The sequence below is a fragment of the Haloparvum alkalitolerans genome (genome assembly GCF_055381565.1).
On sequence record NZ_AP043938.1, the window covers coordinates 2,493,820 to 2,518,572 of the forward strand.

27 protein-coding genes and 1 pseudogene are annotated in these 24,753 nt (G+C 71.1%); 12 read left to right on the forward strand and 16 right to left on the reverse strand.

The genetic code is table 11. The features are described 5' to 3' along the window. Positions 1–58: 58 nt before the first annotated feature. Together dph2 and ACZ432_RS14665 are read right to left on the reverse strand one after the other, a co-directional pair. The gene (dph2, locus tag ACZ432_RS14660; RefSeq protein WP_426963829.1) at positions 59–1,102 is read right to left on the reverse strand and encodes a diphthamide biosynthesis enzyme Dph2; all 1,044 of its coding nucleotides are present in this window, start codon (positions 1,100–1,102) and stop codon (positions 59–61) included. Positions 1,103–1,293: 191 nt separating this feature from the next. Continuing rightward, positions 1,294–1,872 (reverse strand): hypothetical protein, encoded by a 579-nt coding sequence (locus ACZ432_RS14665; RefSeq protein ID WP_426963828.1) that lies wholly within the window; start codon positions 1,870–1,872, stop codon positions 1,294–1,296. A gap of 251 nt (positions 1,873–2,123) precedes the next feature. On the opposite strand from ACZ432_RS14665, the gene ACZ432_RS14670 reads away from it, so the two are divergent. Continuing rightward, positions 2,124–2,786 (forward strand): alpha/beta hydrolase, encoded by a 663-nt coding sequence (locus ACZ432_RS14670; protein WP_426963827.1) that lies wholly within the window; start codon positions 2,124–2,126, stop codon positions 2,784–2,786. 51 nt (positions 2,787–2,837) lie between these two features. Here the strand turns inward: ACZ432_RS14670 and ACZ432_RS14675 are convergent, their stop codons facing one another. Next, positions 2,838–4,118 carry a hypothetical protein gene (locus ACZ432_RS14675; RefSeq protein ID WP_426963826.1) on the reverse strand — a complete coding sequence of 427 codons (1,281 nt, stop codon included), beginning with the start codon at positions 4,116–4,118 and terminating at the stop codon, positions 2,838–2,840. 140 nt (positions 4,119–4,258) lie between these two features. Here ACZ432_RS14675 and ACZ432_RS14680 point away from each other — a divergent pair, with 140 nt between their 5' ends. From ACZ432_RS14680 to ACZ432_RS14690, 3 genes are all read left to right on the forward strand, one after another. Further along, a complete protein-coding gene (locus tag ACZ432_RS14680) occupies positions 4,259–4,633 on the forward strand; it encodes a YlbF/YmcA family competence regulator (RefSeq protein ID WP_426963825.1) in 375 nt (124 codons plus the stop codon). Positions 4,634–4,753: 120 nt separating this feature from the next. After that, positions 4,754–5,410 (forward strand): MinD/ParA family ATP-binding protein, encoded by a 657-nt coding sequence (locus ACZ432_RS14685; RefSeq protein WP_426963824.1) that lies wholly within the window; start codon positions 4,754–4,756, stop codon positions 5,408–5,410. Between the two features lie 154 nt (positions 5,411–5,564). Then, on the forward strand, positions 5,565–6,182 hold the full coding sequence (locus ACZ432_RS14690; RefSeq protein WP_426963823.1) for an RAD55 family ATPase: 618 nt from the start codon (positions 5,565–5,567) through the stop codon (positions 6,180–6,182). 42 nt (positions 6,183–6,224) lie between these two features. Here the strand turns inward: ACZ432_RS14690 and ACZ432_RS14695 are convergent, their stop codons facing one another. Both ACZ432_RS14695 and ACZ432_RS14700 read right to left on the reverse strand, forming a co-directional pair. Next, positions 6,225–6,485: a hypothetical protein gene (locus ACZ432_RS14695; protein WP_426963821.1), complete on the reverse strand. Its 261-nt coding sequence runs from the start codon at positions 6,483–6,485 to the stop codon at positions 6,225–6,227. 112 nt (positions 6,486–6,597) lie between these two features. Beyond that, on the reverse strand, positions 6,598–7,548 hold the full coding sequence (locus tag ACZ432_RS14700; RefSeq protein WP_426963819.1) for an FKBP-type peptidyl-prolyl cis-trans isomerase: 951 nt from the start codon (positions 7,546–7,548) through the stop codon (positions 6,598–6,600). 208 nt (positions 7,549–7,756) lie between these two features. Here ACZ432_RS14700 and ACZ432_RS14705 point away from each other — a divergent pair, with 208 nt between their 5' ends. After that, positions 7,757–8,278 (forward strand): GNAT family N-acetyltransferase, encoded by a 522-nt coding sequence (locus ACZ432_RS14705; protein ID WP_426963818.1) that lies wholly within the window; start codon positions 7,757–7,759, stop codon positions 8,276–8,278. A 625-nt stretch (positions 8,279–8,903) separates the two neighbouring features. On the opposite strand, the gene ACZ432_RS14710 is transcribed toward ACZ432_RS14705, so the two are convergent. Continuing rightward, the gene (locus ACZ432_RS14710) at positions 8,904–11,192 is read right to left on the reverse strand and encodes an AAA family ATPase (protein ID WP_426964144.1); all 2,289 of its coding nucleotides are present in this window, start codon (positions 11,190–11,192) and stop codon (positions 8,904–8,906) included. A gap of 113 nt (positions 11,193–11,305) precedes the next feature. Here ACZ432_RS14710 and ACZ432_RS14715 point away from each other — a divergent pair, with 113 nt between their 5' ends. Beyond that, on the forward strand, positions 11,306–11,440 hold the full coding sequence (locus ACZ432_RS14715; RefSeq protein ID WP_426964145.1) for a DUF7128 family protein: 135 nt from the start codon (positions 11,306–11,308) through the stop codon (positions 11,438–11,440). A 28-nt stretch (positions 11,441–11,468) separates the two neighbouring features. Here the strand turns inward: ACZ432_RS14715 and ACZ432_RS14720 are convergent, their stop codons facing one another. From ACZ432_RS14720 to ACZ432_RS14735, 4 genes and pseudogenes are all read right to left on the reverse strand, one after another. After that, a complete protein-coding gene (locus ACZ432_RS14720; RefSeq protein ID WP_426964146.1) occupies positions 11,469–11,897 on the reverse strand; it encodes a hypothetical protein in 429 nt (142 codons plus the stop codon). 1 nt (position 11,898) lies between these two features. Further along, positions 11,899–12,603, reverse strand: a complete 705-nt coding sequence (locus ACZ432_RS14725; protein WP_426964148.1) for a hypothetical protein — start codon at positions 12,601–12,603, stop codon at positions 11,899–11,901. A gap of 64 nt (positions 12,604–12,667) precedes the next feature. Next, positions 12,668–12,952 (reverse strand): annotated as a pseudogene (locus tag ACZ432_RS14730) (DUF5779 family protein); the annotation flags it as partial. Between the two features lie 64 nt (positions 12,953–13,016). Further along, a complete protein-coding gene (locus ACZ432_RS14735) occupies positions 13,017–13,850 on the reverse strand; it encodes an MBL fold metallo-hydrolase (protein ID WP_426964149.1) in 834 nt (277 codons plus the stop codon). A 179-nt stretch (positions 13,851–14,029) separates the two neighbouring features. Between ACZ432_RS14735 and ACZ432_RS14740 the strand changes: the two genes are divergently transcribed. Then, entirely contained in the window at positions 14,030–14,356 is a 327-nt protein-coding gene (locus ACZ432_RS14740; RefSeq protein ID WP_426964151.1) for a transcription factor S, read from the forward strand. 154 nt (positions 14,357–14,510) lie between these two features. Here the strand turns inward: ACZ432_RS14740 and ACZ432_RS14745 are convergent, their stop codons facing one another. The 3 genes from ACZ432_RS14745 to ACZ432_RS14755 form a co-directional block, all read right to left on the reverse strand. Next, positions 14,511–15,404 (reverse strand): hypothetical protein, encoded by an 894-nt coding sequence (locus ACZ432_RS14745; RefSeq protein ID WP_426964152.1) that lies wholly within the window; start codon positions 15,402–15,404, stop codon positions 14,511–14,513. Positions 15,405–15,492: 88 nt separating this feature from the next. Continuing rightward, a complete protein-coding gene (locus ACZ432_RS14750; protein ID WP_426964154.1) occupies positions 15,493–16,233 on the reverse strand; it encodes a methyltransferase domain-containing protein in 741 nt (246 codons plus the stop codon). After that, the gene (locus tag ACZ432_RS14755; protein ID WP_426964155.1) at positions 16,230–16,637 is read right to left on the reverse strand and encodes a nascent polypeptide-associated complex protein; all 408 of its coding nucleotides are present in this window, start codon (positions 16,635–16,637) and stop codon (positions 16,230–16,232) included. The genes ACZ432_RS14750 and ACZ432_RS14755 overlap by 4 nt, the downstream gene beginning before the upstream one ends. A 127-nt stretch (positions 16,638–16,764) precedes the next feature. Here ACZ432_RS14755 and ACZ432_RS14760 point away from each other — a divergent pair, with 127 nt between their 5' ends. Together ACZ432_RS14760 and ACZ432_RS14765 are read left to right on the forward strand one after the other, a co-directional pair. Then, positions 16,765–18,402: a spermidine synthase gene (locus ACZ432_RS14760; protein ID WP_426964157.1), complete on the forward strand. Its 1,638-nt coding sequence runs from the start codon at positions 16,765–16,767 to the stop codon at positions 18,400–18,402. Positions 18,403–18,513: 111 nt separating this feature from the next. Further along, on the forward strand, positions 18,514–19,314 hold the full coding sequence (locus tag ACZ432_RS14765; protein WP_426964158.1) for a creatininase family protein: 801 nt from the start codon (positions 18,514–18,516) through the stop codon (positions 19,312–19,314). 36 nt (positions 19,315–19,350) lie between these two features. Here the strand turns inward: ACZ432_RS14765 and ACZ432_RS14770 are convergent, their stop codons facing one another. Continuing rightward, positions 19,351–20,010: an O-methyltransferase gene (locus ACZ432_RS14770; RefSeq protein WP_426964159.1), complete on the reverse strand. Its 660-nt coding sequence runs from the start codon at positions 20,008–20,010 to the stop codon at positions 19,351–19,353. 124 nt (positions 20,011–20,134) lie between these two features. Here ACZ432_RS14770 and ACZ432_RS14775 point away from each other — a divergent pair, with 124 nt between their 5' ends. From ACZ432_RS14775 to hflX, 3 genes are all read left to right on the forward strand, one after another. Next, positions 20,135–20,860: a ribosome assembly factor SBDS gene (locus ACZ432_RS14775; RefSeq protein ID WP_426964161.1), complete on the forward strand. Its 726-nt coding sequence runs from the start codon at positions 20,135–20,137 to the stop codon at positions 20,858–20,860. Between the two features lie 95 nt (positions 20,861–20,955). Beyond that, positions 20,956–21,312 (forward strand): DUF2209 family protein, encoded by a 357-nt coding sequence (locus ACZ432_RS14780; RefSeq protein WP_426964163.1) that lies wholly within the window; start codon positions 20,956–20,958, stop codon positions 21,310–21,312. Continuing rightward, positions 21,309–22,622 (forward strand): GTPase HflX, encoded by a 1,314-nt coding sequence (gene hflX / locus ACZ432_RS14785; protein ID WP_426964164.1) that lies wholly within the window; start codon positions 21,309–21,311, stop codon positions 22,620–22,622. Before ACZ432_RS14780 ends, hflX begins: the two co-directional genes overlap by 4 nt. 42 nt (positions 22,623–22,664) lie before the next feature. Here hflX and moaC read toward each other — a convergent pair whose 3' ends face one another. After that, complete coding sequence (gene moaC / locus ACZ432_RS14790) at positions 22,665–23,210, reverse strand: cyclic pyranopterin monophosphate synthase MoaC (RefSeq protein ID WP_426964166.1); 546 nt, start codon at positions 23,208–23,210, stop codon at positions 22,665–22,667. Continuing rightward, on the reverse strand, positions 23,203–24,660 hold the full coding sequence (locus ACZ432_RS14795; protein WP_426964167.1) for an NAD(P)H-hydrate dehydratase: 1,458 nt from the start codon (positions 24,658–24,660) through the stop codon (positions 23,203–23,205). The genes moaC and ACZ432_RS14795 overlap by 8 nt, the downstream gene beginning before the upstream one ends. Positions 24,661–24,753: the final 93 nt, after the last annotated feature.

The window sequence follows — 24,753 nt, forward strand, 5'->3', positions numbered from 1 at the left end:
GGAACTCGAACTGCGGAGAAAACGCGTCTCTCGAGGGTCGAAGACGGCGGCGACCTGCCTACCAGGTGCCGTGGAACGTGTCGAACTCGATCTCGTCGAGGGGGCGCTCCCCGATCGCGGCCTCGTACTCGCCTGGGGTCAACATCGGCTTGTGGAACCGCGGGCCGTCGTCCGTCGTGATCCGCGGGCAGCCGGTGTTGACGAACGCGTCCATGTCGAAGTTGCGCAGGCGGTCCGGCGTCACCTCGTCCATCGTGATCAGGTACGCGTCGTCGTTGTTGTCGACGATCTCCTTGGCCTGCTCCCAGCGCCCCTGCCCGATCTTGGTACAGAAGATGACGCCCCACTTCTCGGCGTCCATCGCGCGGTGGACGGCGCCGTAGCGCTGCTTGAGGAACTTCTCGTGGTCCGCGATCTTCACGACGTTGTTGACCGGGTCCGCGATGACGACGGTCTTGTCGGGGTGTTCCATCGCCAGCCCGAGGGGGTGGAACTTCCCGCCGCCGACGTACAGGACCTGGTCGGCGTCGATGTCCGCGGAGGCGTAGTTGCAGCCGAGCACCTGTCCCTCCTTCGTGAGGCGGTCGTCGCCGCGCCGGGTGTGGACCTCGTAGCCGCGCTCCTCCAGCCACTCCGTCATCTCCTCGAACCGGTTCATGTGCTGGGCCGTCGTCACGAGGCCCACGTCGGGGTCGTCGTCGGGGTCCGCGAGCTCCTCCAGCGACTCCTCCATGATCGAGAAGGGGTCGACGTTGGAGAACAGGGGGACGTAGATGATCTTGTCCGACTCCTTCATCGGCGTGTGGCCGAAGTGGACGAACACGTCGGTCCGCCGCATCAGGTAGGTGTCGAGGTCGCAGGCGCCGTAGCAGGGCTGGCCGGACAACATGAACGTCACGTCGTCGGGCGCCAGTTCGCGCAGGTCGTCGGCCACCTTCGGGCCGCGGCGCTTGAGCCCCTCGGGGAACTGCAGCCCGACCTTCGTCGCGTCGCGCTCGTCGATCTCCTCGAGGATGCGCTCGAGTTCGTAGTCCCATTCTCGGTCGTGTTTCAGGGCCATCCCGGTCTTCGTGAGATCGCCTTCCGTGGACCCACCGCTCATGCCCCCGACTTGCGACCCGCGACGGTTAAGTAGCGCGCTCCGTGCGCCGCCGTGCGACCGCCTCACGCTCTCGGACAGACGTTCTCTCGGACCGCGGTCGGGCTCGGACCGCGGTCGGACCCGGGCGCCCCGACCCCGCGGTCGATCCTCGCCGCGACTCGGTCCCGCGGCGGCGCGAGCCTCCCCGCCGTTCAGTGGGCTTCGCCAACCGCGGTTCGGAACGCGGCCACGAAGTCCTCGTGGTCGAACTCCGCGAGGACCTCATCGAGCCGGGCGGCGGTGGGAGCGAACCCGGCCGACGGCACCTGGGAACCCGCGGTGTCGTCCCCCGTCCGCGCCGAGGTCGTCGCGGCGGTCGCCAACGCGTCGAGCCCCTCGGCGTAAGCGACGCGCCGCGCCGCACGGTCGACGGCTGCACGAACCACGTTGGGGCCGACGGGACGAGAGAGCGTCCGGCATCGGTCGTCGGCCGTCCCGCGGGTCACCACCACCACCGCGTCGCCTCCCCCGTCCCGGTCCGCCGCGTCGTCCGCGTCGTCCGCGTCGTCCGCGTCGTCCCGACTCGTCGCGTCGTCCCGACCCGTCCCGTCGTCGCACTGCGGCGCGGCGTCCGCCTCGACCACGGCGACGCCCGGTCGCGCGCGCTCGTCGCCCACCGACCACTCGGCCGGATCGCGGACCTCTATCTCGCGGTCCGACAGCGCGGTCTCGATGCGCCGGCGCGTCCGCTCGTTCTCCACCGCCACGACGACCGACCCGTCCCACTCCATGCTTCCGACGGTGCGCGCACACCACTTCAAGCGGGCCGACCGTTGCGGTTCGTTCGATCCGTTCGAACCGTTTTTGCGGCATTTATGGCCCCAGAACTGCCGGAACCGCACGGGATCGCGACCGACACGAGAGCGGCCCCGGACTGCGACGGACGGGCGGTTCCGCGAGCGGCACCAGCCCGTTTCCGCGAGCGACACCAGCCCGTTTCCGCGAGCGACACCGACATGCCCCGTGCGTCCGAACGGGACCCATGAGCGAGACCGATGCGGAGATCCCGCTGACCCACATCCACGTCGCGCCGGACGACGCGCCCGCGAACGCCCCGGCCGTCTTCGTGCTGCACGGCCGCGGTGCGGACGAGGAGGACCTGCTGCCGGTGGCGCGCGAACTCCCCGACGACATGCACGTCGTGAGCCTGCGTGCGCCCGACCGCCTGCAGGGCGGCTACACGTGGTACGAACTCGACCTGTCCGGCGGGGGGCTCCACGAGAGCCAGCCCCACGCCGAGCAGTTCCGACGGAGCCTCGACCTGGTGGCCGAGAGCGTCGACGCGGCGGTCGAGGCGTTCGACCTCGATCCCGACCGCCTCGGACTGCTCGGGTTCAGTCAGGGCGCGATCACCAGCATGAGCCTCCTGTTGGAGAACCCCGGCCGCTACCGGTGGGTCGCTGCGCTCCACGGGTATCTCGCGGACAGCCACGCGGACCTCGATCCGGACGACATCGAGGGCGCACCGGTGTTCGTCGGCGCCGGCGAGGGGGACCGCGTCATTCCGGTCACGCGCGCCGAAACGGCCGCGGAGCGACTCCGGGAGGTCGGAGCGGACGTGACCTTCGAGACGTACCAGGCCGGCCACGGCATCGGCCCGGACGAGCTCGCCGACCTGGTCGCGTTCGTCGAGGAGCACTACTGACGTCGGTGTGGCCGCTGCCGGTGGACCGATACCGCGCGGTCAGTGCCGGTGTCACTCCCACCGCGGCTCGGTCACCCAGTCGGGCTCGCGCGGCGGGGACACGGTGCCGAAATCGCTGTACGCCACGTCGACTCGAACCTCGGCGCCGGTCGGCGCGTGGACGTAGCTCACGGTCAGGCGAACGAGCCGTCCCTGCGGCGTGAGGAAGGCGGTAGCGCGGTAGTCGGTCGCGTTGACGGCGAGGCCGTGTGAGGCCCCGGTTCCGGTCACGATGACGAGCGAGTTCTCGCGGTCGCTCGACGTACTGACCGTCGTTTCCTCGGCCGTCAGCAGTTCGCGGAGGCGGTCGACGACGAACGACTCGTAGGCGTCGACGAGCGAGTACTCGCCGAGCGGTCGCGTCCCGTAGCGGCGCTCCGCGACGGTTCCGTTCGTCAGCCGATGGACGCGTTCGCCGTCTGCCCACGCGTCCGTCGTGCGGGTCGGCGTCGCGTTCTCGCCGTTCGTCTCGTAGCTGCGCGCCGACAGCAGAAACCGCTCCGCGGTGTAGATCGACGCCGTCGACTCGTGCCGGACGACCCCGGCGAGCAGGGGGTCCTCGGCCGGGCCGACGTACGTCATCGAGAGATTCCGCGGCGCTTGCTGCGTCCGGTAGAGGTGCGTCCCGACGACCGTCGAAACGCTCGAGACTCCCGACGCGTTCAGCCCCGGCGAGTAGAGGCTCGCGTTCGACGGGTCTCCCGCGACGCTGTTCTCCCCGGATGCGGCGGTCGAGACGACGGTCGTCTCCCCGGCCGGGCCCGGCGTTCCGAACTCCGCGCCGCCGCCGCCCGCGCCGTCGAGGAGCGGAACGCCCACGCCGGACACCGCGAGCAGCGTCGCCGCCGCGAGCAGCAGCACCGCGACGACCGCGATGCGGCGTGGGACCGACTTCCCCGTCGCAGTCGCCGGTTCAGGATCGACCCAGGGGTCGAGTCCGAGGCGTTCCTCGCCGACCCGAATCCCCTCCGCGCGGTCGACGCCGAAGCACAGCATGTCGCGCAGGTCGTGGGGGTCGAGGAACTCGGCGTCCGCCTCCGTGGCGCGCCGCCGGAGTCGGTCCGAGGATCGAGTACCGACGACGACGTCCGCTTCGGGGGACGCCGGCGACAGCAGCCCGGCGACGTCGACGCGGACGGTGCGCCCGCCCGTCGTCGCCCGCACGATGCCGTCCTCGGAGACTTCGGTGTCGTACCCGCGTGCCGCCCACAGCGCCGCGAGGAAGCGTCGGCGGTCGCTCGCGGAGAGGCGTCGGAACCGCCGCGCGAGCACGTCCGCGGGGACTGGTGGCACGGTACACGGTTGGTTCGACGGGACACAAGCGTTTCGCCGACGAGGCTACCGCGACCGAGCGTCGGCCGCACAGCGACCGATCCCCGGCCGCACCGACCCCTTTCGGCACCTTCAAACGGATCGCGGCCGAACCCGAAACCATGAGTGCGGAACAGGTGACCATCGAGGACCTCGGTCGCGAACTGGGCGAACGCATCGCGAAGACGCCGGAGTACCGGCGCTTCGAGGAAGCCCGCGAGGCGGTCCAGCGCGACGAGGAGGTCCAGGCGCAGATCGAGGAGTTCGAGCGCCTCCGCGAGGAGTTCATGGCCGCTCGCGGCAGCGGACAGGCCACGCAGTCCGACCTCCACGAGGTCCAGAGCGCACAGGAGGAGCTCCACTCCATGCCGGTCATGAGCGAGTTCCTCGAGGCGCAGGAGGAGCTCGACGAGACGCTGGAGACGGTCAACGAGGCCATCTCCGCGCCGCTCGACGTCGACTTCGGCGGCCAGGCCGGCGGCTGCTGTCAGGACTGACGACGCTCGGCGCGCCGGTCGGTTCGGCGCTCCGCTTTGCCCCTCGCTTTTCCAGGCCCGCCTCACCGCACCGTCGCTTTCCGTCCCGACCCTTTTGTCCGATAGCGCGCCACACCGCCCATGATCGCCATCGCAGGCGGGAAGGGCGGCGCCGGCAAGACGACGACCGCGCTCGGGCTGGCGGCGGCACTGCCGGGGACTCCGACCGTCGTCGACGCCGACTGGGATCTCCCGAACCTGCACGCGCTTGCGGGCGTCGACCGCGATCCGACTGCGGCGGCGCTCACGGCGGCCGCGAACGCCGTGCCGCGAGAATTCCCCCTCGCGGTTCCAGGGGGCGATGACGCACCGCCCCCGACCGAGGCGACCCGCTCGGTGCGGGTCGTTCCGGCACCCCGTACCTCGGTCGATCCGGACCCGGCCGCCGTGTTCTCGCGCGCGGACCGCCTCGGCGGCGAGGATCCGGTGCTGCTCGACTGTCCGGCCGGGGCCGCACCGGACGCCGCGGCGCCGCTCCGGATCGCGGACGCGTCGGTACTGGTGACGCCGCTCTCCGCGCCTGCGCTTCGGGATACGGTCAAGACCGCGGCGCTCGCCCGCGCGCTCGATGCGCCGCCGGTCGGGACGGTGCTCGTCCGCGCTCGGAAGCGACTCTCCGGGGTCGCCGACCTCCTCGGCTGTCCGATACTGACCGCCGTTCCGCCGGTTCCAGCGCCCGTTCTCGGTCGGTCGGGTCCGCGGGCGGCGTACGCCGAGGCGGCGACGTCGCTCGACTGACCGACGATCGATCGGCGGCGATCGATCCGTGGCGGTCGCGACCGAGCGGCCGCTCGTGGCGATCGGCCGCTCGCCCGGTTCTCGGCGGTTGTCGGACGGAGGTCTGACACTGGCTCCCGATAGACAATTAACGCTGGAAGTCCTTGTGAGGCCCATGAACAGACTCCCGACCGGGATCTCCGTTCTCGACCGCCGCCTCGGCGGCGGGCTTCCGGCCGGGACCGTCGTGGCCTTCTGTGCGGAGCCGGCGAGCCAGTCCGAGCTGTTCCTCTCGGAGTTGGCCGCCGAGCGCGGAACGCTGTACCTCACCAGCGTCCGGTCCGAGAGCGCGGTCCGCGACGGGTTCAAGCGCACGGGTGCCGACGCGCCGACCGTTCGCGAACTCGAGGGCGCGACGGCGCTCGACCAGGCGAACGGGCTGGTGTCGACGCTGCCCGACGGCGCGAACCTGATCCTCGACCCCGTCGACCCGCTGGAGCGAAGCGAGCCCTCGCGCTACCGGCGGTTCCTCAACGAGCTCCAGACGCACATGGTCAACACCGGCGGCATCGCCTACCTCCACGCCCTGAAGGGCGAGGAGGTGGCGAACAACCGCGACATCACCCAACACGTCGCCGACGTCGTGTTCGACCTCCAGACGGAGGTGACGCCGACCGAGGTGATCAACCGCCTCGCGGTCCCGAAGTTCCGCGGCGGCGGATCGCTGGACGAGCCGATGAAGCTGAACCTCGAGGAGAGCGTCCGGATCGACACCAGCCGGGACATCGCCTGACCGCGGTCAGCCCGCCCCGTCCCCGCTCCCGGCGCCGGTCCCCTACAGCGTCACCGCGTAGCCGAGCGCCGCGAGCGCGACGAGGACGGCCGCGAGCGCCCAGTTCCGCGCGGTGTCGTACCGCAGGTCCGGCAGGCCGGACCGCGTGAACAGGTACAGGAAGTAGACGAAAAGCGGCGCGAGCCTGACAAGGATGCCGGGGTCCGCGAGCCCGCCGAACCGCACCGCGAGCGTCACGGCGACGGTGCCGAGCGCGGCGACGGCGGCGACGAACACGTCCTCGCGGGCGCGGTCGAGTTCCATGCCCGTGGCTACGGCACGTGACCGTTCAAAAGATCTCGGTTCGCGACGGGGTGCGGGCGGACGGCCCCGGCCGCGGGTCGGGGCGCGTCCGGGCGACCGCGGGGTTACTGGGTTACTCCTCGTCGAGCTCCTCGACGAGCTCGTCGGCGTCCACGTCGGCCTCCTCGAGGGCCTCCTCGATGTCGGCGCCGCCGGCGCCGCCGCCCATGCCGCCCATCATGCCGCCGAGACCGCCCATGCCGCCACCGTCGATGACCTCCTCGACGATGACCTTGTCGAGGTCGAGGCGCTGCATGAGGTCCTGCGCGATCTGCTGTTTCGAGAACATCCACTGCTGGTTCATCGTCATCTGCGGCGTGGCCTCGATGTACAGCACCTCGTTTTCGACCTCCTGCGTCTCGGTCTCGGGCTCGCCGTCCTCGTCGTCGGACTCGACGGTGACCTCCTCCTCCTCGGTGACCGTCTCGATGCGGACCTCGGGGGCCTCCTGGAGGTACATGCCGAGCATGCCGGCCGCCTGCTCCTCGCGGTCGTCGACCTCCTCGAGGATCTCGTACTCGTACTCGAGGTCCTCGCCCGCGAGCGGGTGGTTGAAGTCGACGCGGGCGCGGCCGCCGATGATCGTCTCGAGGCGGCCCTGCTCGCCGTCGATCTGGACCTGCGCGCCGGGATAGCGGTCGTCCTCGGGGATCTTGTCGGCCTTGACCGTCTTGACCTCCTCCTCGTCGAACTCGCCGAACGCCTCGGCGGCCGGGATCTCGATCGTGCCGGTGTCGCCGACGGACTGGCCGATAAGCGCCTCCTCCACCGACGGGAAGACGTGGCCCGCGCCGATGGCGATGATGCGGGGCTCGAACTCGTACTCCTCGGTGTCGATCTCCGCCTCCTCGGCGGTCTCCTCGTCGGTCGTGTCGATGACCTGTCCGTCGTCGACCGTGCGGATCGTGTAGGCGATGCGCACGAAGTCGCCGTCCTGCAGGCCGCCGGTCTCTTCTTCCGTCGCTTCCTCGCTCTCGGCCTCTTCGGCGTCGTCGGCCGCGTCGGCCTGCTCTTGGTCGCTCATGGGCTGAACAACAGCCGTTTCACCCTTAAGAAGCACGGTTCCGCGCGGAATGCGTGTGTCTGCCACGCATGACGTGGGGGTCGGGACCGTAACGCGCCGATTGCGGCTTCGACGCGCCGGTTGCGCCGGAACGGGCGCCGAAGTCCCTCCCCGAGACCACTTTCGCCGGACGGCGAACGCTTTTCAATGCTCGACCTCCGCTCCGGACGTGCGCGATCCCGCGACCGACCGCGTGACCGTTCGCGACGCCGCGCCGGCCGACGACCCCCGGATCGCGGCCGTCGCGGAGACCTGTTGGCGAACAGCGTACGCGGACCTCCTCCGCGAGGAGACGATCGACCGCGCACTCGATGCGTGGTACGACGAGGCGGTCCTTCGCGAGCGCGTCGACGGCGAACGGACGTTTCTGGTCGTGGGAGCCGGAGCCGGAGACATCGTCGGCTACGCCAGCGCCGGTCGGGAAGCCGGGGAGGACGGTCGCGGGATCCACCTCGGTTCCATCTACGTCCGTCCGGATCGGTGGGGCGACGGCGTCGGAAGCGCCCTGCTGTCGGCGTTTTTGGAAACGTGTCGTGAGACGGGCTACGACCGCGTGCACGCCATCGCGCTCGCCGAGAACGACCGTGCCTGCGCCTTCTACCGCTCGCGGGGGTTCTCGCTGTACGAGGAACGCGAGAGCGACCTGTTCGGCGAGACGGTGACGGACGCGGAGTACGTGCGGGAGGTTTGAGTCTACTTCGAGGGGTCCGCGCGAGACGGGTCTGTTTCCGTCGTAGCTCCTGCTGATCTGGACAGCATCACCTAGAAAGCCCCAGCCGGCTCTCCCTCATACTGATCTGGAACTGCTGTTGATCCTGCTGATCGGGACAGCAACACCCAGAAAGCCCCAGCCGGCTCTCCCTCATACTGATCTGGAACTGCTGTTGATCCTGCTGATCGGGACAGCAACACCCAGAAAGCCCCAGCCGGCTCGACCCGCCGGGCCTCGCTGCGCGCTCGCGTCTCTCAGCAACGCCCGCCGCGAGTGCTTACTTCGTCCGGGCGGGACCGAGCCGGCTGCCCCTTTCAGTCCCACCCCGCACCGCAACAGCACCGCAACCACACCGCACAGCAGCCTCACGCCTCCCCAGCCTCGGGCTGGACGCGGCCGCGGAACCGCACCGCATCGCGGCCGCGTCCAGCCCTCCCTCGCGCGGTCGCGGCGACACAGGGTCGCCGCGGCGCGCGCCGACAGCACCGCAACGCGACCGCAACCGCACCGCACTCCCCCAGACGTTTTTCAGGAATAACGAGCGACTCCCGCCGTGAGTGCAGCCGGAGGTGCTGATGGAGATGAATCGGGCGAGGGCTCTCGGTTAGCGCCGGCTGGTCTCCACCGTCTCGACCGCCCGTTCGAAGTGGTCCTCGCGGATGCGCACCGCGTCGGCGTGCTCGTTGGCCGCCTCGCCGTGCTCGTCGGTCACGTCCTGGATCGCCAGCAGGGCGGCCTCGCGGACGACCGCCGTCAACTCGGCGCCCGAGTAGCCTTCCGTCTCGCCGGCCAGGCGGTCGAGGTCCACGTCCTCGGCGAGGGGTTTCTCCCGGGTGTGCACCTCGAGGACCTTCCGTCGCGCCTCGCGGTCCGGGTTCGGCACCTCGACGTGGGTCTCGAGGCGGCCGGGTCTGGTCAGCGCCGGGTCGAGTGCGTCGCGGCGATTCGTCGCCGCCAGCACGACGACGTTCGGGTTGTCGGCGGCGCGGTCGAGCTCCGTCAACAGCTGCGAGACGACGCGCTCGCCAACGCCGGAGTCGCCGCCGCGGTCGCGGTCGGTCGCGACGGCGTCGATCTCGTCGAAGAAGAGGATCGTCGGCGCGGCCTGTCGGGCGCGCTCGAACACCTCGCGGACCGCCTTCTCGGACTCGCCGACGTAGCGGTCCAGCAGTTCGGGCCCCGCGACCTGCACGAAGTTGACGCCCGATTCGCCCGCGATGGCGCGCGCGAGGAGCGTCTTGCCGGTCCCGGGCGGCCCGTACAGCAGGATCCCCGTAGGCGGCGCGGCGTCGGCGGCCTCGAACAGCGGGCCGTACGAGAGCGGCCACGTCACCGCGCGCTGGAGCTTGTGCTTCGCGTCGGCGAGCCCGCCCACGTCCGAGAAGTCCGTCTCCGGCGTCTCGGCGACGTGCTCGCGCATCGCGCTCGGCTCGACCGCGGCGTGTGCCGACTCGAAGTCGGCGCGCGTCACCTCGATGCCGGTCAGGTCCGCCTGCGCGTCCTTCTCGCGAACGCGCCGGAGCGCGGTCAGCGCGGCCTCCTGTGCGAGGCTCTCGAGGTCCGCGCCGACGAAGCCGTGGGTGCGCGCGGCGAGCCGGTCGAGGTCCACGTCCTCGGCCAGCGGCATCCGACGCGTGTGCACGTCGAGGATCTGCCGGCGGCCGGCCTCGCCGGGGACGCCGATCTCGATCTCGCGATCGAAGCGGCCGCCTCTGCGGAGCGCGGGGTCGAGGCTGTCGACGCGGTTCGTCGCGCCGATGACGATCACGTCCTCGCGGGCGTCCAGCCCGTCCATCAGCGAGAGCAGTTGGCCGACGACCCGGTTCTCCAGGTCGCCGGCGTCGTCGCGCTTGCCGGCGATGGAGTCGATCTCGTCGAAGAAGACGATCGCGGGCGCGCTCTCGGCCGCGCGGTCGAACACCTCGCGGAGGCGCTCCTCGCTTTCGCCCTTGTACTTGCTGGTGATCTCCGGCCCGTCGACGGTGAAGAACGCGGCGTCGACCTCGTTGGCGACCGCGCGCGCGATGAGCGTCTTGCCGGTCCCCGGCGGCCCGTGCAGCAGGACGCCCTTCGGCGGGTCGATGCCGAGCCGGGCGAACACCTCCGGCTCCGAGAGCGGCAGTTCGATGGTCTCGCGGACGAGCTCCAGCTCCTCGTCGAGCCCGCCGATGTCCTCGTAGGTGGCGCCGACGCGCTCCTCGTCCGCGCCGTCGCCGGACCCGGCCGACCCGGCCGACCCGGTCGCGGGCTCGGACGGACCGGTCGCCGCGCCGCCGCCCCCGCCGCGACCGTCCGCCGTCCCTCCGTCCGGCGGGGAGTCGGGACGGTCGGATCCCGTCGAGGGCGGCGGGGACGCGCTCGGCACGCCCTCGCCCGCGCTGCCGCGCTCCGCACCGACGACGCGCACGTCGGTCCTGTCGGTCACGCGAACCGTCCCCTCGGGGCTGGTGTCCGCGACGGAGAACCGGAGGCCTCCGAGTCGCTCGACGTGGACCGACTCGCCCTCGCGGAGCGGGCGGTCGCGGAGATCGCGCGCGAGCACCTCCTCGACGCGGTCGCGGCTCACGTCGACGGTCGCGAGCGCGTCGGGCGCGCGCAGCGTGACGGTGGTCGCGTCGTTCACCTCGACGGCGGTGACGCGGACGGTGTCACCGACCTTCACGCCGGCGTTCGCGCGCGTGTCCGCGTCCACGAGGACGCTGCCCTCGCCGGCCGAGGCGCCGCCGGGCCAGACCTTCGCCACGGTGGCGCGGTCGCCCTCGATTCGGACCGTGTCGCCGCTCAGGACGCCGAGGCGCTGCCGGGCCGCGTCCGGGAGGCGGGCGATCCCCCGACCGGCGTCGCGCTTCTCGGCCGCGCGGACCGTGAGTTCGATACCCGCTGTGTCGCTCATGGCTCACGCTTTCCCCGGACGGGACTTTACGCTTGCCCGCTCCGCGCGGGCCGTGAGAATCCCCCGGCGCGACGGGGGATAGCCTCAAGGCGTCCGCGGGCGCATGTCGAGACATGGTCACGACTACCGAGAAGAACGGCTCGACGTGGTACGCGTGTGAGGTCTGCGGGATGCTGTTCGGCGAGCGGGAGGACGCCGCGGACCACGAGACGGCGTGTGACGGCGAGGACCCCGCTTACCTTCAGTAGGTGGCCGTCTGCCGGCTCGGAACCCCCCTCACTCCGGGAGCGACTCTTCCGGCGGCGCCGCATCGACGACGGTCAGGTCCAGTTCTTCTCCCGCGCGGTCGTAGGCCGTCACGTCCTCCGGCGTCCACGGGGGGACGGCGACGAGCACGACCGCGGCGAGGTCGTCGGCCTCGGTCAGCGTCGCGTCGCCGTCGGGATGCGAGACGAACCGCGCGCCGCCCCCGTCAGCGGGCGTGCCGATCTCCACGCCGAAGATGGAGGAGACGGTGTTCCCGGCGGCCGCGAGCCGAAAGTGCGTGAGAACGGGCGTCGAGGGATCGAGGTCCGCGACCTCGGGCTGGTGGGCGTCGAACTCGCCCGCCGGCGTCGGCGTGAGCCGGATGCTGACGGACCCCGGGGCGGCGTCGGCGGCGTCCTCCAGCAGGACCGCGAGCAGGTCCGCGGTGACGTGGACCATCTCAGACACCCAGGAGCGACCGCACGGTCTTCGCGTACAGCCGCGGGGCGGACCGGCGGGAGCCGGAGAGGGCCTCCCGGAGCGCCTCGGTGGCGTTCTCGTGAATCCCCTCGCCGTGGCCGACGAGAACGCGATCGGGGTCGAGTCCGCCGAGGACCGTCCGCGGCGGGACGACGCGCAACATCGGGTGGACGCCCAGTCGCTCTCCCTCGACCCGGAAGAACGGGGCGGTACCGACCGCCTCGGGGACGATCAGCGTCTCGCCGTCGAAGAAGGCCGCCTCCTGCCACGGCGGGACCGACGAGTTACGGACTCGGAGGGTTCGGAACCCGGTGTCCGCGAGGCGGCGACCGAACTGCTCGACCGGGGCGTCGAGGTCCGCCTGAACCCCGGTCATCCACTCGGGGACGTGGACGGCGACGTCGTGTCTCCGTGCGACCGCCGCGGCGTCGCGCTTGTGTCTGTCGAGCCCGAGCACGACGCCCGCAACGGACCCCAGATCCGCGAGTAGGTCGTCTACGTCCTCGCCGTCGACGGGATCGAACACCCACACGTCGGGCTCGCCGGTGTCGGACTCCTCGTCGTGCACCGCGACGGCGTGGCTGGCGCGTTCCATCTCCTCGTTCGGATACGCGATCCAGCCGACCCCGCTCTCGTAGCGGTCGATCGGTTGCACGGCCGTCGTGCCGGACCCCTTGAAGCTCATTGCCGAAAGTTGGGGTCGCTCCCGGATAAACCCCGGCCGGCGGTCGTGATCGAACCCTTCGTCAGAGCCGGTCGCTGTCGATGTCGACCGATGGCGGCGTCACGACGAGAAAGCCGCGGAAGTGCATCAGCTCGCCGCCCATGTCGCGGATCTGGCGGGCGAATCCGGCCGCGAGCTCGTTGAGGTCGCCCTCGATGGAGAGCACGAGCACGTTGCCGTACTCGACGTTGCGGACCCACTCCTCGGGCTCGGTACTGCCGTCGAGCACGCCGAGGACGACGCTGCCCGACCCCCCGGCCTCCTCCAGTTGGTCCTCCGCGTGACGCAGGTCGAGGTCCCACTCGCTCATACTCGACGGTCCGCGGGAGGCGAGAAAAGGGTTCCCCCACGCGGCGCTTCCCGGTACTGGCGGACTAGAGGTCGATCCGGTCGCCGATCTCCGCGATCTCCAGCGTCCGTGGATGCTCGAAGCTCGCGGCGTGGCTGTGGAGCGCGGTCGGGTCCGCGGTGAGCCCCTTCCACATGTCCCAGTGGGTCGGGAGCAGGCGGTCGAGTTCGAGGTCGCTGGCCGCCTCGACGATCTCGTTCTCGTCGCTGTACCACTTCGTTCTGACCGGCTCGCCGGTCTCCTTGTCGGGGACGTTGCCGACGGTCCCGAACGCGAGGATGCCCAGGTCGATGTCGTACGACTCAGCCAGCCCCGCGAACGACGGCGAGGGCTTCGTGTCCCCGCCGTGGAAGATCGTGCCGGACTCGTGCTCGATGACGTAGCCGACCGGGTGCGTGGCGTCGGCGTCCTGCGTCTCCACCACGTCGATCGAGAACTCGCCGACGCGGAGGCTGTCGCCCTCGGTCACTTCGACGAACTGCTCGTCGCTCACCTCCCAATCGTCGGTCCAGTGTTCCTCCTGGCGCGCGACCGCGAGCGAGTCGTCGGGCGCGATCAGGTCGCAGTCGGTGTTCGCGAGGATGGGCGCCTGCGAGGGGCCGTGGACGTGGTCGGTGTGCTCGTGGGTCGCCAGCACCGCGTCCGCGGTCTCCACGTCCTCGGGGTCGAACGGGACCGGGATCATCCGGACCGTTCGCGGCGGGTCACCGAGGCCGACGTAGGGGTCGATCCAGAGGACGGTGCCTTCCGAGCCCTTGATCGCGAAGCCGTTGCAACCGAGGTACCACAGCGCGACGGTGTCGGGGTCGGCTTCCGCGACGGCGCGCGGCAGCCAGTCGCCCCAGTCTGAAGCGGGCATGACCGTGTCTGCACGCGGCCGTTCCGTAACCGTTGCGGAGTCGGCGACGTCGCTGGCAACGCGGGCAACGCCGCTGGCAACTGCCGTCCGAGGGCGACCCGCCGGAACCGCGCCATCGGGCGCTCTCTCGGGCGGTTCGGATCCCGGCTCTTAAGTACGAAACCCCGGTTAGGTCGGACATGGAATTTTGCGACGAGTGCGGATCGATGATGAAAGCGGGGGAGGGGGAAGACCACTGGGTCTGCGACTCCTGCGGCTACGAGAAGGGCCGCGACCCGGAGGCGGAGGAAGCGATGGAGACGACCCAGGGACAGGAGGTCTCGGAGATAATCGACACCAGCGACGTCGAGGACAAAGGCCTCCCGACGACGACCGTCCACTGCCCGGAGTGTGGCAACGACCGCGCCTACTGGTACATGCAGCAGATCCGGTCGGCCGACGAGTCCGAGACCCGGTTCTTCGTCTGCACCGAGTGCGAGCACAAGTGGCGCGAGGACGACCACTGAACGCGGGTTCGGACGACTCGACTCACGCCGCGCCCGTTCTTCTGTCGCGTTCTGCGGCCGCGTTCTGCGGCCGCGTTCTGTGTCCCGTTCTGTCGCCGCGTTTTGTCTCCTCGTTCTTCGGCCGCGTTCTGTGCCCCGTTCTGCCGCCCCGTCCTCACCGCCGCCAGACCGGGGTCCGGTCCGACTCGGCGTCGCCGGTCCCCCTGCCGTCCGCGACCCCGCGGTCGTCGTCCGCGAGCGATTCCGCGAGCACCTCCGCCAACTCCGACGGGTCGCAGTCGGCCAGCCCCGCGTGGGCGACGCGCAGTCGGGAGTGCGGATGGCCCCGGTCGCCGGGGACTTTGATCGTCTTCACGATCCCCCGATCGACGAGCGTGTCTCGCGGTGCGATGAACTGCTCGCGGGCGGCGATCCCCGCGCGTTCGGCCCACTCGCGCACGTCCCCGAACAGGTGGTCGGTCCGCGCCCCGACCACGAGTGACAGGGCCAGCACGTTCGCATCCGCCCGGCGGTCCAAACGGTCCGCGCCCGCCACCGCCGCGTCCAGTTCCGCCGCGAACGCGGCGGAGAGGTCCTCGCGGGCGCTCCCGCGGAGACCCGCTCGGGACGGTCCGAGCCCCTCGAACGGTTCGGCGGCGTCGACCCGCGCCAGCGCCGCCTCGCGCAGCGCCGCCGCCGGCTCGCCGTCGGACAGCAGCGTCGGCTCCGGGGCCGGGCCGGCGACCGCGAACGCCGTTCCGTCGGCCGAGAACACGGCGGGATCGGTCGCCGCGCCGACGCGAAGGTCGAGCGCTTCCGTCTCCCGAAGTCCCTGAAGCCGAGCCGACAGGACGAATTCGTCGGCGACCCCCCCGGTGGCGGCCGGATGCAGGGCGACGCGCCAGGGAGCCTCGACGGCCTCGTCGGGCCCTCCGACTCCGTTCGCGTCCGCGTCGCCGTCGTCGGGGATCGCTCCGACGACCGCCCGGAGAAGTCGCTCGTCGATGCCCGTCGCTACGACCGCGTGCCGGCCCCGGAGCGCGGCCGCGATGCCCTCGGGAACGGTCATGGCCGTTCCTGTCACGGCGCGAAGATAATCTTTCCCCCGCCGTGGTACCGACGGAGCGCAGCCGAGCCGTTCTGGACCGCCCGACGGGTCAGGGGCGTCGGGCGAAAAGCAGGTAGCCCGTGTGCCCCACGCCGGCCGTCGACGGCCGGGAACCGCGGTCGGAGAAGTCCATCTCGCGCTGGATTGTCTCCAGCGTCTCGACGCCCTCGAGGTCCGCCTCGCGGGCCGCGATCGCGGCGTCGCGGGTCCCCTCGACGAACGGCGAGTAGACGGCCAGAAAGCCGCCGGGGACGAGCAGGTCGGCCGCGCGCTCCACGACCGCGGGCGCGTCCGCGGTGTCGAGCGTCAGGAGGTCGAACCCCTCGCCCTCGGCCAGCGCGTCGACCTCCTCGGCGAGGTCGCCGGTGTGCACGTCGACGCGGTCCTCGACGCCCGCGATCCGCATGTTCTCGCGGGCCACGTCGGCGAAGTCGGGGTCCTTCTCGTAGGTGGTCACGTCGGCGCCGATGCGCCCGAGGTGCGCCGAGAGGATGCCGGTCCCGGTGCCGGCGTCGAGCACGCGGTCGCCTGCCGAGGCGCCGGTGTGCCCGATCAGCAGGCCGATGTCGCGGGGCATCATCGGTGCCCCGGTGCGTTCGAGGTGGTCGAACAGGTCGGGGCCGCGAAGCTCGCGGACCTCGAACGTCTCCCCGAGGTGGGTCTCGACGGTGTCGCCCGCCGTCACGTCCTCGGGGACCTCGAGCACGCCGAGGTCAGTGCCGAACTCCTCGCCCGGTTCCAGCAGGTACTCCCGGTCCGCGTGGACCAGCAGGTAGGCGGCGTCGGTCACTCCAGCCGCGCGATGGCGGCCGCGAGGTCGCCCTCTTCGGCCTCCAGCGCCTCGATGGCGTCCTCCTCGGGAACGCCCGCTCGCTCGGCGACGATGTGGACGTCGTCGTCGGGGATCTCCAGGCCGCCCTCCTCGTCGTCCGTCCCGTCGCCGCCCTCGATGGCGGACTGGCCGCCGCTCCCGGAGCCGCCGGTGCCGGCCGCGACGCTCTCCGGTTCGCCGACGATCTGGTAGGTCATCTGCCCCTGCGCGTCCATGCGCGTCACCTGCGGGGCGTCGAAGACGAGGTCCTCCTCGTCCGTGCGGACGACGACCTCCTCGGCATCGATCTCGGTCACGTCGATGCCCATCTGCTTCATCATCTGCTTCATCTTGCGCGGGTTCATCCCGCCGCCTCCGAACATACGCGTCCGTTCGGCCGCACGGTACAAAAAGGGTGACGAAGGGCGCTGCGGAGGCTTCGGAGCCGGCATCCTCCGCGGCCGGTGAATCGAGACAACGCTTAACACCGTCCGGCCGTCACCTCAGGCGATGGCATCCCCGGGGTTTTCTCCCCTCCGAAACGTCAGCAAGCCGGAAGTCGCCGTGTTCGTCTCCGGCGTCGCGAGCATGGGACTGGAGATCCTCGCGGGCCGCGTCGTCGCGCCCCAGTTCGGCAGCAGCATCTACACCTGGGGGACGATCATCGGCGTGTTCCTCGCGGCGCTGGCCGCGGGCTACTACCGCGGCGGCCGGCTCGCGGCCCGGGAGGCGAGCAGCGCGGGACTGGCGCGGCTCCTGCTCGGGACCGCACTCTGGGTCGCGCTGCTGGTGTTCGCGGGCGACCTGCTCGTGCGGTCGACGGTCCCGCTCCCGCTGCCGAGTCGCGCGGCGTCGCTGCCCGCTGTCGTGCTGCTTTTCGGTCCGCCGACGTACCTGCTCGGGTTCATCAGCCCCTACGGCGCCGAACTGCTCGACAAGGACGGTATCGGCGAGGCCTCGGGCCACGTCTACGCGCTCGGCACCGTGGGCAGCATCGTCGGCGCGTTCGGGACGACCTACCTCCTCGTGCCCGCGCTCGGCGTCGACGCCATCGGCTTCGCGTTCGGCGCCCTCCTCGTCGCGACCGCGGCCCTGCTGGTGGCTCCCTCGCCGTCTCGGGACTCCGTGCTGTCCGTCGCCGGCGCGCTGGTGATACTGGCGGCCGCGCTCGGAAGCGGGTCGGTCGGCGTCTCCCCCGCCGGGCAGGTGATCCACGAGGAGGAGACCGCCTACCAGGAACTGCAGGTCGTCGACGGCGCCGAGACGCGGACGCTGTACCTCGACGGCGAGCGCCACAGCGCGATGGACCGCTCGGACCCGACGCGACACGTCTTCGACTACACGCGCTACTTCCACCTGCCGTACCTGTTCGCGGACGACCCCGACGAGATCGACCGCGTGCTGTTCGTCGGCGGCGGCGGATTCTCCGGCCCGAAGCGGTTCGCCGCGGAGTACGACGCGACCGTCGACGTGGTCGAGATCGACCCGGCCGTCGTCGACGTGGCGAAGGAGTACTTCACGGTCGAGGAGTCCGAGGACCTCCGGATCCACGAGGGCGACGGCCGGGAGTTCCTCCGCGAGACGAACACCACCTACGACCTGATCGTCCTCGACGCCTACAAGAAGGACAAGGTGCCGTTCCACCTCACCACGCGGGAGTTCATGGCCCTGACGAGCGACCGACTCTCCGAGGACGGGATCCTGGTCGCGAACCTGATCTCCGCGCCGAGCGGCCCCGCCTCGCGGTTTTACCGCGCCGAGTACGCGACGATGAGCGAGGTGTTCCCGCAGGTGTACGCCTTCCCGACCGCCGGGCCCGGCGCGGTCCAGAACATCGAACTCGTCGCGACGAAGGACGGCGACCGCGTGAGCCAGGCGACCCTCCGCGAGCGCAACGAGCGCCGGGAGATCGGCATCGACCTGTCCGAGGAGATACGCAACTACCGCGCCGAAGAGGACCCCGGCGACGTGCCGGTGCTGACCGACGAGTACGCCCCCGTGGACGCCCTGCTGGAACCGATGGTCGGCCAGCGGTACGTGATCGAGGAGCGCGAAGCCGACGATGAGGACGACCAGTCGACACCGCGACCGCGGGTCGCCGACCGGGCTTCCCTCGCCCCGGTTGCCGTTGCCGACGGCCGTTTCTGAACCCGCGGTCGGTTCCGCTTCCATTTCTGAACCCGCGGTCGGTCCCGGCGCCATTTCTGAACCGGGGGCGGGACCCCGCGGTTTCAACACCCGGCGCGTCGAGGTGGCGATATGTACCTCGCAGATCGGACGTGGCCCGAACTCGGCTCGTACGTCGCCGAGGAGTCGGTCGCGGTCGTTCCGCTCGGCTCGACCGAACAGCACGGTCCGCACCTGCCGCTGGCCACCGACCATCTGATCGCGGAGGCGCTCGCGGCGGCCGCGGCCGACCGGACGGGCTTCCTCCGGACGCCGACGATAAATATCGGCGTCAGCCCGCACCACCGACAGTTCCACGGGACGATGTGGGTCGACCCGCCAGAGTTCCGCGACTACGTCGAGAGCTTCACGCGCAACCTCGCGTACCACGGGATCGACCGCGTCGTCTACGTCAACGCCCACGGCGGCAACGTCGAGCACCTCCGCGAGGTCGGCCGCCGGCTCCACGAGGACGGCGAGGTGTACGCGGTCGAGTGGATGTGGGACGAGTCGATCCCGGGCCTCGTGAACGACCTCTTCGAGCGCAACGGGCCCCACGCCGGCCCGAAGGAGACCGCGATGATCACCCACATCGCGCCGGACCTCGTCCGGGAGGAGAAACTCGAGGCGGCCCGCGACGAGGGGCTCGTCGACCTGCGGGACGCCGAGACGGTCGTCCACGGCGCGCGGACGTTCTACGACGCGGCCGACAACTCGCCGAACGGCGCGTTCGGCGACCCGACCGACGTGACGCCCGAGAAGGCCGCGGAGCTGTTCGAGGCCGCGGCGGACCAGCTGGTGCAGCTGTTGGAGTGGCTCGACGCGCAGCGGATCGAGGACCTGCTCCCGGAACCGCACGTCGACCCACAACCGGGGAGCCGCCGGGAGCGGTAGGTCGGCTCCGCAGCTCACGGATCGAAAAGGACCGCCTCAGCCGACGTGCGTGGAGACGGCGATGCCCGAGCCCACCGGCAACAGCACGGTCTCGAAGGCGTCGTCCGCGCGGACGGTGTCGATATACTCGGCGATCCCCCGCGTCTCCTTGTCTCCCGGCGGGAGCGACACGCCCTCTTCGACGTACGCCAGCAGGTCGCCCAGGTCGATGGGCCCTTCCAGCATGTTGTCCGCGACGACGACGCCGCCGTCCGCGAGCCGGGGTTTCGTCGCCTCGAACGCCTCGACGTAGCGGTGTTTCTCGTTGTCGATCAGGACGGCGTCGAAGGGGCCGTCGTAGTCCGCGACGGTCTCCAGCGCGTCGCCGACCGCGAACGTCACGCGGTCGTCCCAGCCCGCCGCGGCCATGAAGTCTACCCCCGCCTCGGCCTCGTCGGCGTCGAACTCGGTGCAGACGACGCGGTCGGCGCCGCCGCGGACGAACCAGGAGGCGGAGTAGCCGAAGCCGGAGCCGAACTCGAAGACGGTCGCCGCGTCGGTCAGTCGCGCGAGCGTGCGGAGGACCCCGCCCGCGGCCGGCCCGATGATCGGGAACCCCTGCTCGGCCGCGAGGTCGGCCATCTCCGCCTGCACGTCGGTGTGGGACTGCGCGGTCGCCGCGAGAAAGCGTTCGGTGTGGTCGGGGAGCACGTCCATGGGTCGCGCTCCGGCGCCGGTGCTGTTAAAACTGACCGCCGGAGTGCGCCCGCGGCCGGAACCGGGCGTCCGTCGCCGCGCGCTCGCGGTGGACTTTTTAAGGCCGCGGGCGGTAGCAGGAGACATGATCTCACTCGACGAGGCGGTGACGGCGCGCCTCGAGTCGCACGGCGAGCGGTTCGAGGTGCTGGTGGACCCGGACGCGGCGCTGGCGATCAAACGCGACGAGTTCGAGGGCGACCTGGAGGACGTGATCGCGGCCGAGGACGTCTTCGAGAACGCCTCGCGCGGCGACCGCCCCGCCGAGGAGGACCTGGAAGAGGTGTTCGGCACGACCGACCCGATGGCGATCATCCCCGAGGTGATCCGCAAGGGGGAGATCCAGATCACCGCCGAACAGCGCGAGGAGATGCAGGAGCAGAAGCGGAAACAGCTCATCAACACCATCACGCGCAACGCGGTGAACCCCCAGATGGACAACTCGCCGCACCCGCCCGAGCGGATCGAGCGCGCGCTGGAGGAGGCCGGCTTCACCGTCGACCCGATGGAGCCCGTCGAAAACCAGATCGACGACGCGCTCGACGCCCTGCGGCCGGTCATCCCCATCCGCTTCGAGGAGGTGACGATGGCGGTGCGACTCCCGCCGGAGTACGCCGGTTCCGGCCAGGCGCAGATCCGCGAGTTCGGCGATCTGGAGCGCGAGGAGTGGCAGAACGACGGCTCGTGGGTGGGCGTTCTCACGTTCCCCGCCGGGCTCCAGAACGAGCTCTACGACAAGGTCAACGAGCTCACTTCCGGCGAGGGCGACGCGCGCGTCATCAAGGACAAGGACGAACTCAGCACTCGGTGATCCCGTGCTCGGCGACGACCGCACGTCCGACGGGGAGTCCGCGGAAACCGCACGCGCCAACGGGGTGACCCGGACCCATTCCTGAAGTCGTCGGCGTGGACATCAGCGGCCGCCACGAGGAGGACGGCGAGTACCTGATGGTCGCGGCCGCGGTCCACGCGCGGATCGACAGCACGCGGATCCGCTCCGTCGAGGGGATGGGCTTCGCCACCGTCCGCGAGGGGCCGACGCTGGAGGCGACGCTCGCGCTCGTCGCCGAGGCGGTCGGCGACCTCCCCGAACCGCCCGAGGGCCCCATCGTCTCCGAGCGCGGCGAGTTCTACGAGGAACCGGCGGACGTGGTCGGGTTGAGCTTCCAGCCCGAGTTTAAATACGTCGAGAGCATAGGTGAGCGTGAAACAGTGCAGGCAGCCCACCACGCCGCGTACGCCGCCCGCGACCTCCTGTTATGACGGGGGAGCGTGCAGTCGTCGCCAAGCGCGTCGACGCGGGGACCGCGGACCTCTCGGAGATCGAACAGCTCGCCGGCGCCGCCGGCTACGAGGTCGTCGGCCGCCTCTCCCAGACCCGCGAGGAGGACGCCGCCTATATGTTCGGCGAGGGGAAGGTCGCGGAACTCGCCGCCCTCGTCGAGGAGACGGAGGCCTCGGTCGTCATCGTCGACAACGACGTCGGCCCCTACCAGACGTTCAACATCGGCGGCGAACTCCCCGAGGACGTGGAAGTCGTCGACCGGTTCACCCTCATCCTCGAGATCTTCGGCCAGCGCGCACAGACCCGGAAGGCGCAACTGCAGGTCGAACTCGCGGAGCTCCGCTACGAACTCCCGCGCGCCGAGGCGAAGGCCTCCCTCGCGAAGCGGGACGAGCGCCCCGGATTCATGGGCCTCGGCGAGTACGACGAGAGCGTCGAGCGCGACATCAAGCGACAGATCTCGGAGATCCGCGACGAACTCGCCTCCATCGCGGAGAAGGAACAGCAGCGCCGCGAGCAGCGCCGCGCGTCCGGCTTCGACCTCGTCGCGCTCGCCGGCTACACGAACGCCGGCAAGTCGACGCTGATGCGCCAGCTCGCGGCCGAACTCGACGTGGACGAGAACGTCGACCGCCACCCGGACCTGGAGACGACCGCGGAGTCCGAAGACGATCTGTTCACCACCCTCGGCACGACCACGCGCCGCGCGGAGATGGACCGCCGCGACGTGCTCCTGACGGACACGGTCGGGTTCATCTCGGACCTCCCCCACTGGCTGGTGGAGTCGTTCGAGTCGACGCTCGACTCGGTGTACCGCGCCGACCTCGTCCTGCTGGTGGTCGACGCCAGCGAGCCGGTCGAGGAGATGCGCGAGAAGCTCGTGACGTGTCACGACACGCTCTACGAGCGCAACGAGGCGCCCGTCGTCACGGTGTTCAACAAGGTCGACCGCCTGACGGAGGAGGAACTCGACGAGAAGCGTGCCGCCCTCTCGGCGCTGGCACCGAACCCGGAAGCGGTCTCCGCCAAGACCGGCGAGGGCGTCGCCGCCCTCCGCGACCGCGTCGAGGCCGAGCTGCCGGAGTGGCGGACCGAGCGGCTCGTCCTCCCGCTCTCCGACGACGCGATGAGCGTCGTGTCGTGGATCCACGACCACGGCCACGTCGAGGAGGAGGCGTACGCCGGCGACCAGGTGACGGTCACCTTCGACGCGCGGCCGACGGTCGTCTCCCGGGCGCGCTCGAAGGCGGCGGAGTTGGACGCCGCCGAACCGGCCGAGTCCGCCTGAGGTCGTCGGTCGTCCCCGACCGCGGGTCCGCCCGCGACCCGCCTACTCCAACTCGCGCTTCTCTTTCGCGACCACTTCCACGTCCGCGATCCGGGTGTCCGGGTAGTTCCCGCTCGCGTCCTTCTCGGCCGCCTTCACCATGTCCCAGACGACGTTGAGCCCCGTGGAAACGCCCTCCAGCGCCTCCATCTCGCAGCCGGTCTTGCCGGTCGTCTCGACCGCGACCTCCAGGACGACGCGGTCGTCGCGCACGTCGAAGTCGGTGTCGGCGTTCGTGATCGGGATCTGGTGGCACATCGGGATCGTCTCCCAGGTGTGTTTGACCGCCTGCACGGCGCCCACGCGGGCGGTCGCCAGCACGTCGCCTTTCTCCACCGCGTCGGCCCGGATGGCCTCGACCGTCGACGCCGTCAGTCGGATCTCGCCGCGCGCGACCGCCCGGCGCGCGGTGTCGGGCTTCTCGCCCACGTCGACCATCTGTACGTCGCCCTCGGCGGTCGTGTGGGTCAGGTCGTCGGCGGCGTCGTCGCCGGCATCGGCAGCGTGCCCGTCGTCGGTCCCGGCGTCGCTCGCGCGCTCGTCACTCATTACGGAGTGCCTGCGGGAGCCGGTCGATTAAGTCCGTCGCCACGAGCCCGTACCCCCGTTCCTCGACCGCGGCGTCGCCCGCGCGCCCGTTGGCGTACGCGCCGACCGCGGCCGCGTCGAGCGGGCCCTGCGTCGCCGCCAGCGCGCCCACGGCGCCCGCGAGCACGTCGCCGGTCCCGCCGACGGTCATGCCGGGGTTCCCGGTCCGGTTGACGCGCAGGTCCTCGCCGTCCGTTATCACGTCGTAGGTGCCCTTCACGAGGAGCGTGTGGCCGAGCTCCGCGGCGAACTCCCGGACCAGGTCCGCGCGCTCGCGCCAGTCCTCCGCACTCGGACCGCCCATCCGCCGGAGTTCGCCCTGATGCGGGGTACAGACGAGCGTCGCGTCGGTGTCGACATCGGGGACCACCTGCAGCGCGTCGGCGTCGACGACCGCCCGGCCCTCGTAGGCGCCGAGGAAGCGCTCGACGAACGAGAGGGTGGCGTCCGCGTCGCCGAGTCCGGGGCCGAAGACGACCGCGTCCTGTCCGGCCGCGAGGTCCGCGATCCGGTCGAGGTGCGGCGGCGCGAGCGTCTCGCCCGGGAAGCCGTGCACGATCAGGTTCTCGGAGAACCCCTGCACCTCCCGGGCGACGGACTCGGGACAGGCGACGCGGACGAGGTCCGCCCCCGCGCGCAGCGCCGCCCGCGCCGCGAGCGTCGGCGCGCCGGTGTAGGGACCGCCGCCGACCACCAGGACCTCGCCGTGGTCCCCCTTGTGACTCTGCGGATCGCGGTCGAGGCCGAGCAGGTCCCCCGGGCCGGTGAACAGTTCCGCGGCCTCTGGGATGCCGATGTCCGCGACCGTCACGGGCACGCCGAGTTCCGGGAGTCCCGGCTTCGCGTCGTGGAACGTCACCACGCGGTCGGCGCGGACGGCGACGCGCTCGCCCGCCTCGTTCGCGGCGACGTCCCCGGTGTCCGCGTCGACGCCCGAGGGCACGTCGACCGCGACGACCGTCGCGCCCGCGTCGCCGAGGTCGGTGATCCGCCGCGCGGCGGTGCGCTCCGGCTCGCGGAGCGCGCCGGTCACGCCGGTGCCGAGCATCGCGTCGACGACCACGTCCGGGTCGCCGAGGTCCAACTCCGCCGTGTCCATGACGGTCCGCGCGTCGACCTCGGCCTCCAGAAGCGCGTCCCAGTTCTCGCGGGCGATGTCGGTCGTGATCGACTCCGGGCGGCCGAGCAGGTGGACGGTCACGTCGAAGTCGGACAGAAACCGGGCCGCGGCGAAGGCGTCGCCGCCGTTGTTGCCGCGGCCGCAGACGAGGGCCACGGACGCGCCCGGCTCGGCGTGTGCGCGCACCTCGCGCGCGACGGCGTTGCCGGACGACTCCATCAACTGCTTGCGCGGCACCCCGAGCGCGGCCGCGTTGGCGTCGACCGCGGCCATCCGGTCTGCGGTGATCATGGAGAACGCTTCGCCGGCATCGGGATTAAGCGTGGGGGCGGCGGACTCCTCACCGCTTTCGCGGCCCGGTCGTCCTGCGCGTCGTCGGCCGCC

What these genes read in the sequence shown, in the direction of transcription:
- ACZ432_RS14720 (WP_426964146.1), bottom strand. Translation starts at nt 11,897, where the DNA reads ATGGTCCACGTCACCGCGGACCTGCTCGCGGTCCTGCTGGAGGACGCC.
- ACZ432_RS14765 (WP_426964158.1), top strand. Translation starts at nt 18,514, where the DNA reads ATGTACCTCGCAGATCGGACGTGGCCCGAACTCGGCTCGTACGTCGCC.
- ACZ432_RS14760 (WP_426964157.1), top strand. Translation starts at nt 16,765, where the DNA reads ATGGCATCCCCGGGGTTTTCTCCCCTCCGAAACGTCAGCAAGCCGGAA.
- ACZ432_RS14665 (WP_426963828.1), bottom strand. Translation starts at nt 1,872, where the DNA reads ATGGAGTGGGACGGGTCGGTCGTCGTGGCGGTGGAGAACGAGCGGACG.
- ACZ432_RS14700 (WP_426963819.1), bottom strand. Translation starts at nt 7,548, where the DNA reads ATGAGCGACCAAGAGCAGGCCGACGCGGCCGACGACGCCGAAGAGGCC.
- ACZ432_RS14695 (WP_426963821.1), bottom strand. Translation starts at nt 6,485, where the DNA reads ATGGAACTCGACCGCGCCCGCGAGGACGTGTTCGTCGCCGCCGTCGCC.
- ACZ432_RS14795 (WP_426964167.1), bottom strand. Translation starts at nt 24,660, where the DNA reads ATGATCACCGCAGACCGGATGGCCGCGGTCGACGCCAACGCGGCCGCG.
- ACZ432_RS14735 (WP_426964149.1), bottom strand. Translation starts at nt 13,850, where the DNA reads ATGCCCGCTTCAGACTGGGGCGACTGGCTGCCGCGCGCCGTCGCGGAA.
- ACZ432_RS14755 (WP_426964155.1), bottom strand. Translation starts at nt 16,637, where the DNA reads ATGTTCGGAGGCGGCGGGATGAACCCGCGCAAGATGAAGCAGATGATG.
- ACZ432_RS14770 (WP_426964159.1), bottom strand. Translation starts at nt 20,010, where the DNA reads ATGGACGTGCTCCCCGACCACACCGAACGCTTTCTCGCGGCGACCGCG.
- ACZ432_RS14715 (WP_426964145.1), top strand. Translation starts at nt 11,306, where the DNA reads ATGGTCACGACTACCGAGAAGAACGGCTCGACGTGGTACGCGTGTGAG.
- hflX (WP_426964164.1), top strand. Translation starts at nt 21,309, where the DNA reads ATGACGGGGGAGCGTGCAGTCGTCGCCAAGCGCGTCGACGCGGGGACC.
- ACZ432_RS14680 (WP_426963825.1), top strand. Translation starts at nt 4,259, where the DNA reads ATGAGTGCGGAACAGGTGACCATCGAGGACCTCGGTCGCGAACTGGGC.
- ACZ432_RS14745 (WP_426964152.1), bottom strand. Translation starts at nt 15,404, where the DNA reads ATGACCGTTCCCGAGGGCATCGCGGCCGCGCTCCGGGGCCGGCACGCG.
- ACZ432_RS14710 (WP_426964144.1), bottom strand. Translation starts at nt 11,192, where the DNA reads ATGAGCGACACAGCGGGTATCGAACTCACGGTCCGCGCGGCCGAGAAG.
- ACZ432_RS14740 (WP_426964151.1), top strand. Translation starts at nt 14,030, where the DNA reads ATGGAATTTTGCGACGAGTGCGGATCGATGATGAAAGCGGGGGAGGGG.
- ACZ432_RS14670 (WP_426963827.1), top strand. Translation starts at nt 2,124, where the DNA reads ATGAGCGAGACCGATGCGGAGATCCCGCTGACCCACATCCACGTCGCG.
- dph2 (WP_426963829.1), bottom strand. Translation starts at nt 1,102, where the DNA reads ATGAGCGGTGGGTCCACGGAAGGCGATCTCACGAAGACCGGGATGGCC.
- ACZ432_RS14725 (WP_426964148.1), bottom strand. Translation starts at nt 12,603, where the DNA reads ATGAGCTTCAAGGGGTCCGGCACGACGGCCGTGCAACCGATCGACCGC.
- ACZ432_RS14690 (WP_426963823.1), top strand. Translation starts at nt 5,565, where the DNA reads ATGAACAGACTCCCGACCGGGATCTCCGTTCTCGACCGCCGCCTCGGC.
- ACZ432_RS14775 (WP_426964161.1), top strand. Translation starts at nt 20,135, where the DNA reads ATGATCTCACTCGACGAGGCGGTGACGGCGCGCCTCGAGTCGCACGGC.
- ACZ432_RS14685 (WP_426963824.1), top strand. Translation starts at nt 4,754, where the DNA reads ATGATCGCCATCGCAGGCGGGAAGGGCGGCGCCGGCAAGACGACGACC.
- moaC (WP_426964166.1), bottom strand. Translation starts at nt 23,210, where the DNA reads ATGAGTGACGAGCGCGCGAGCGACGCCGGGACCGACGACGGGCACGCT.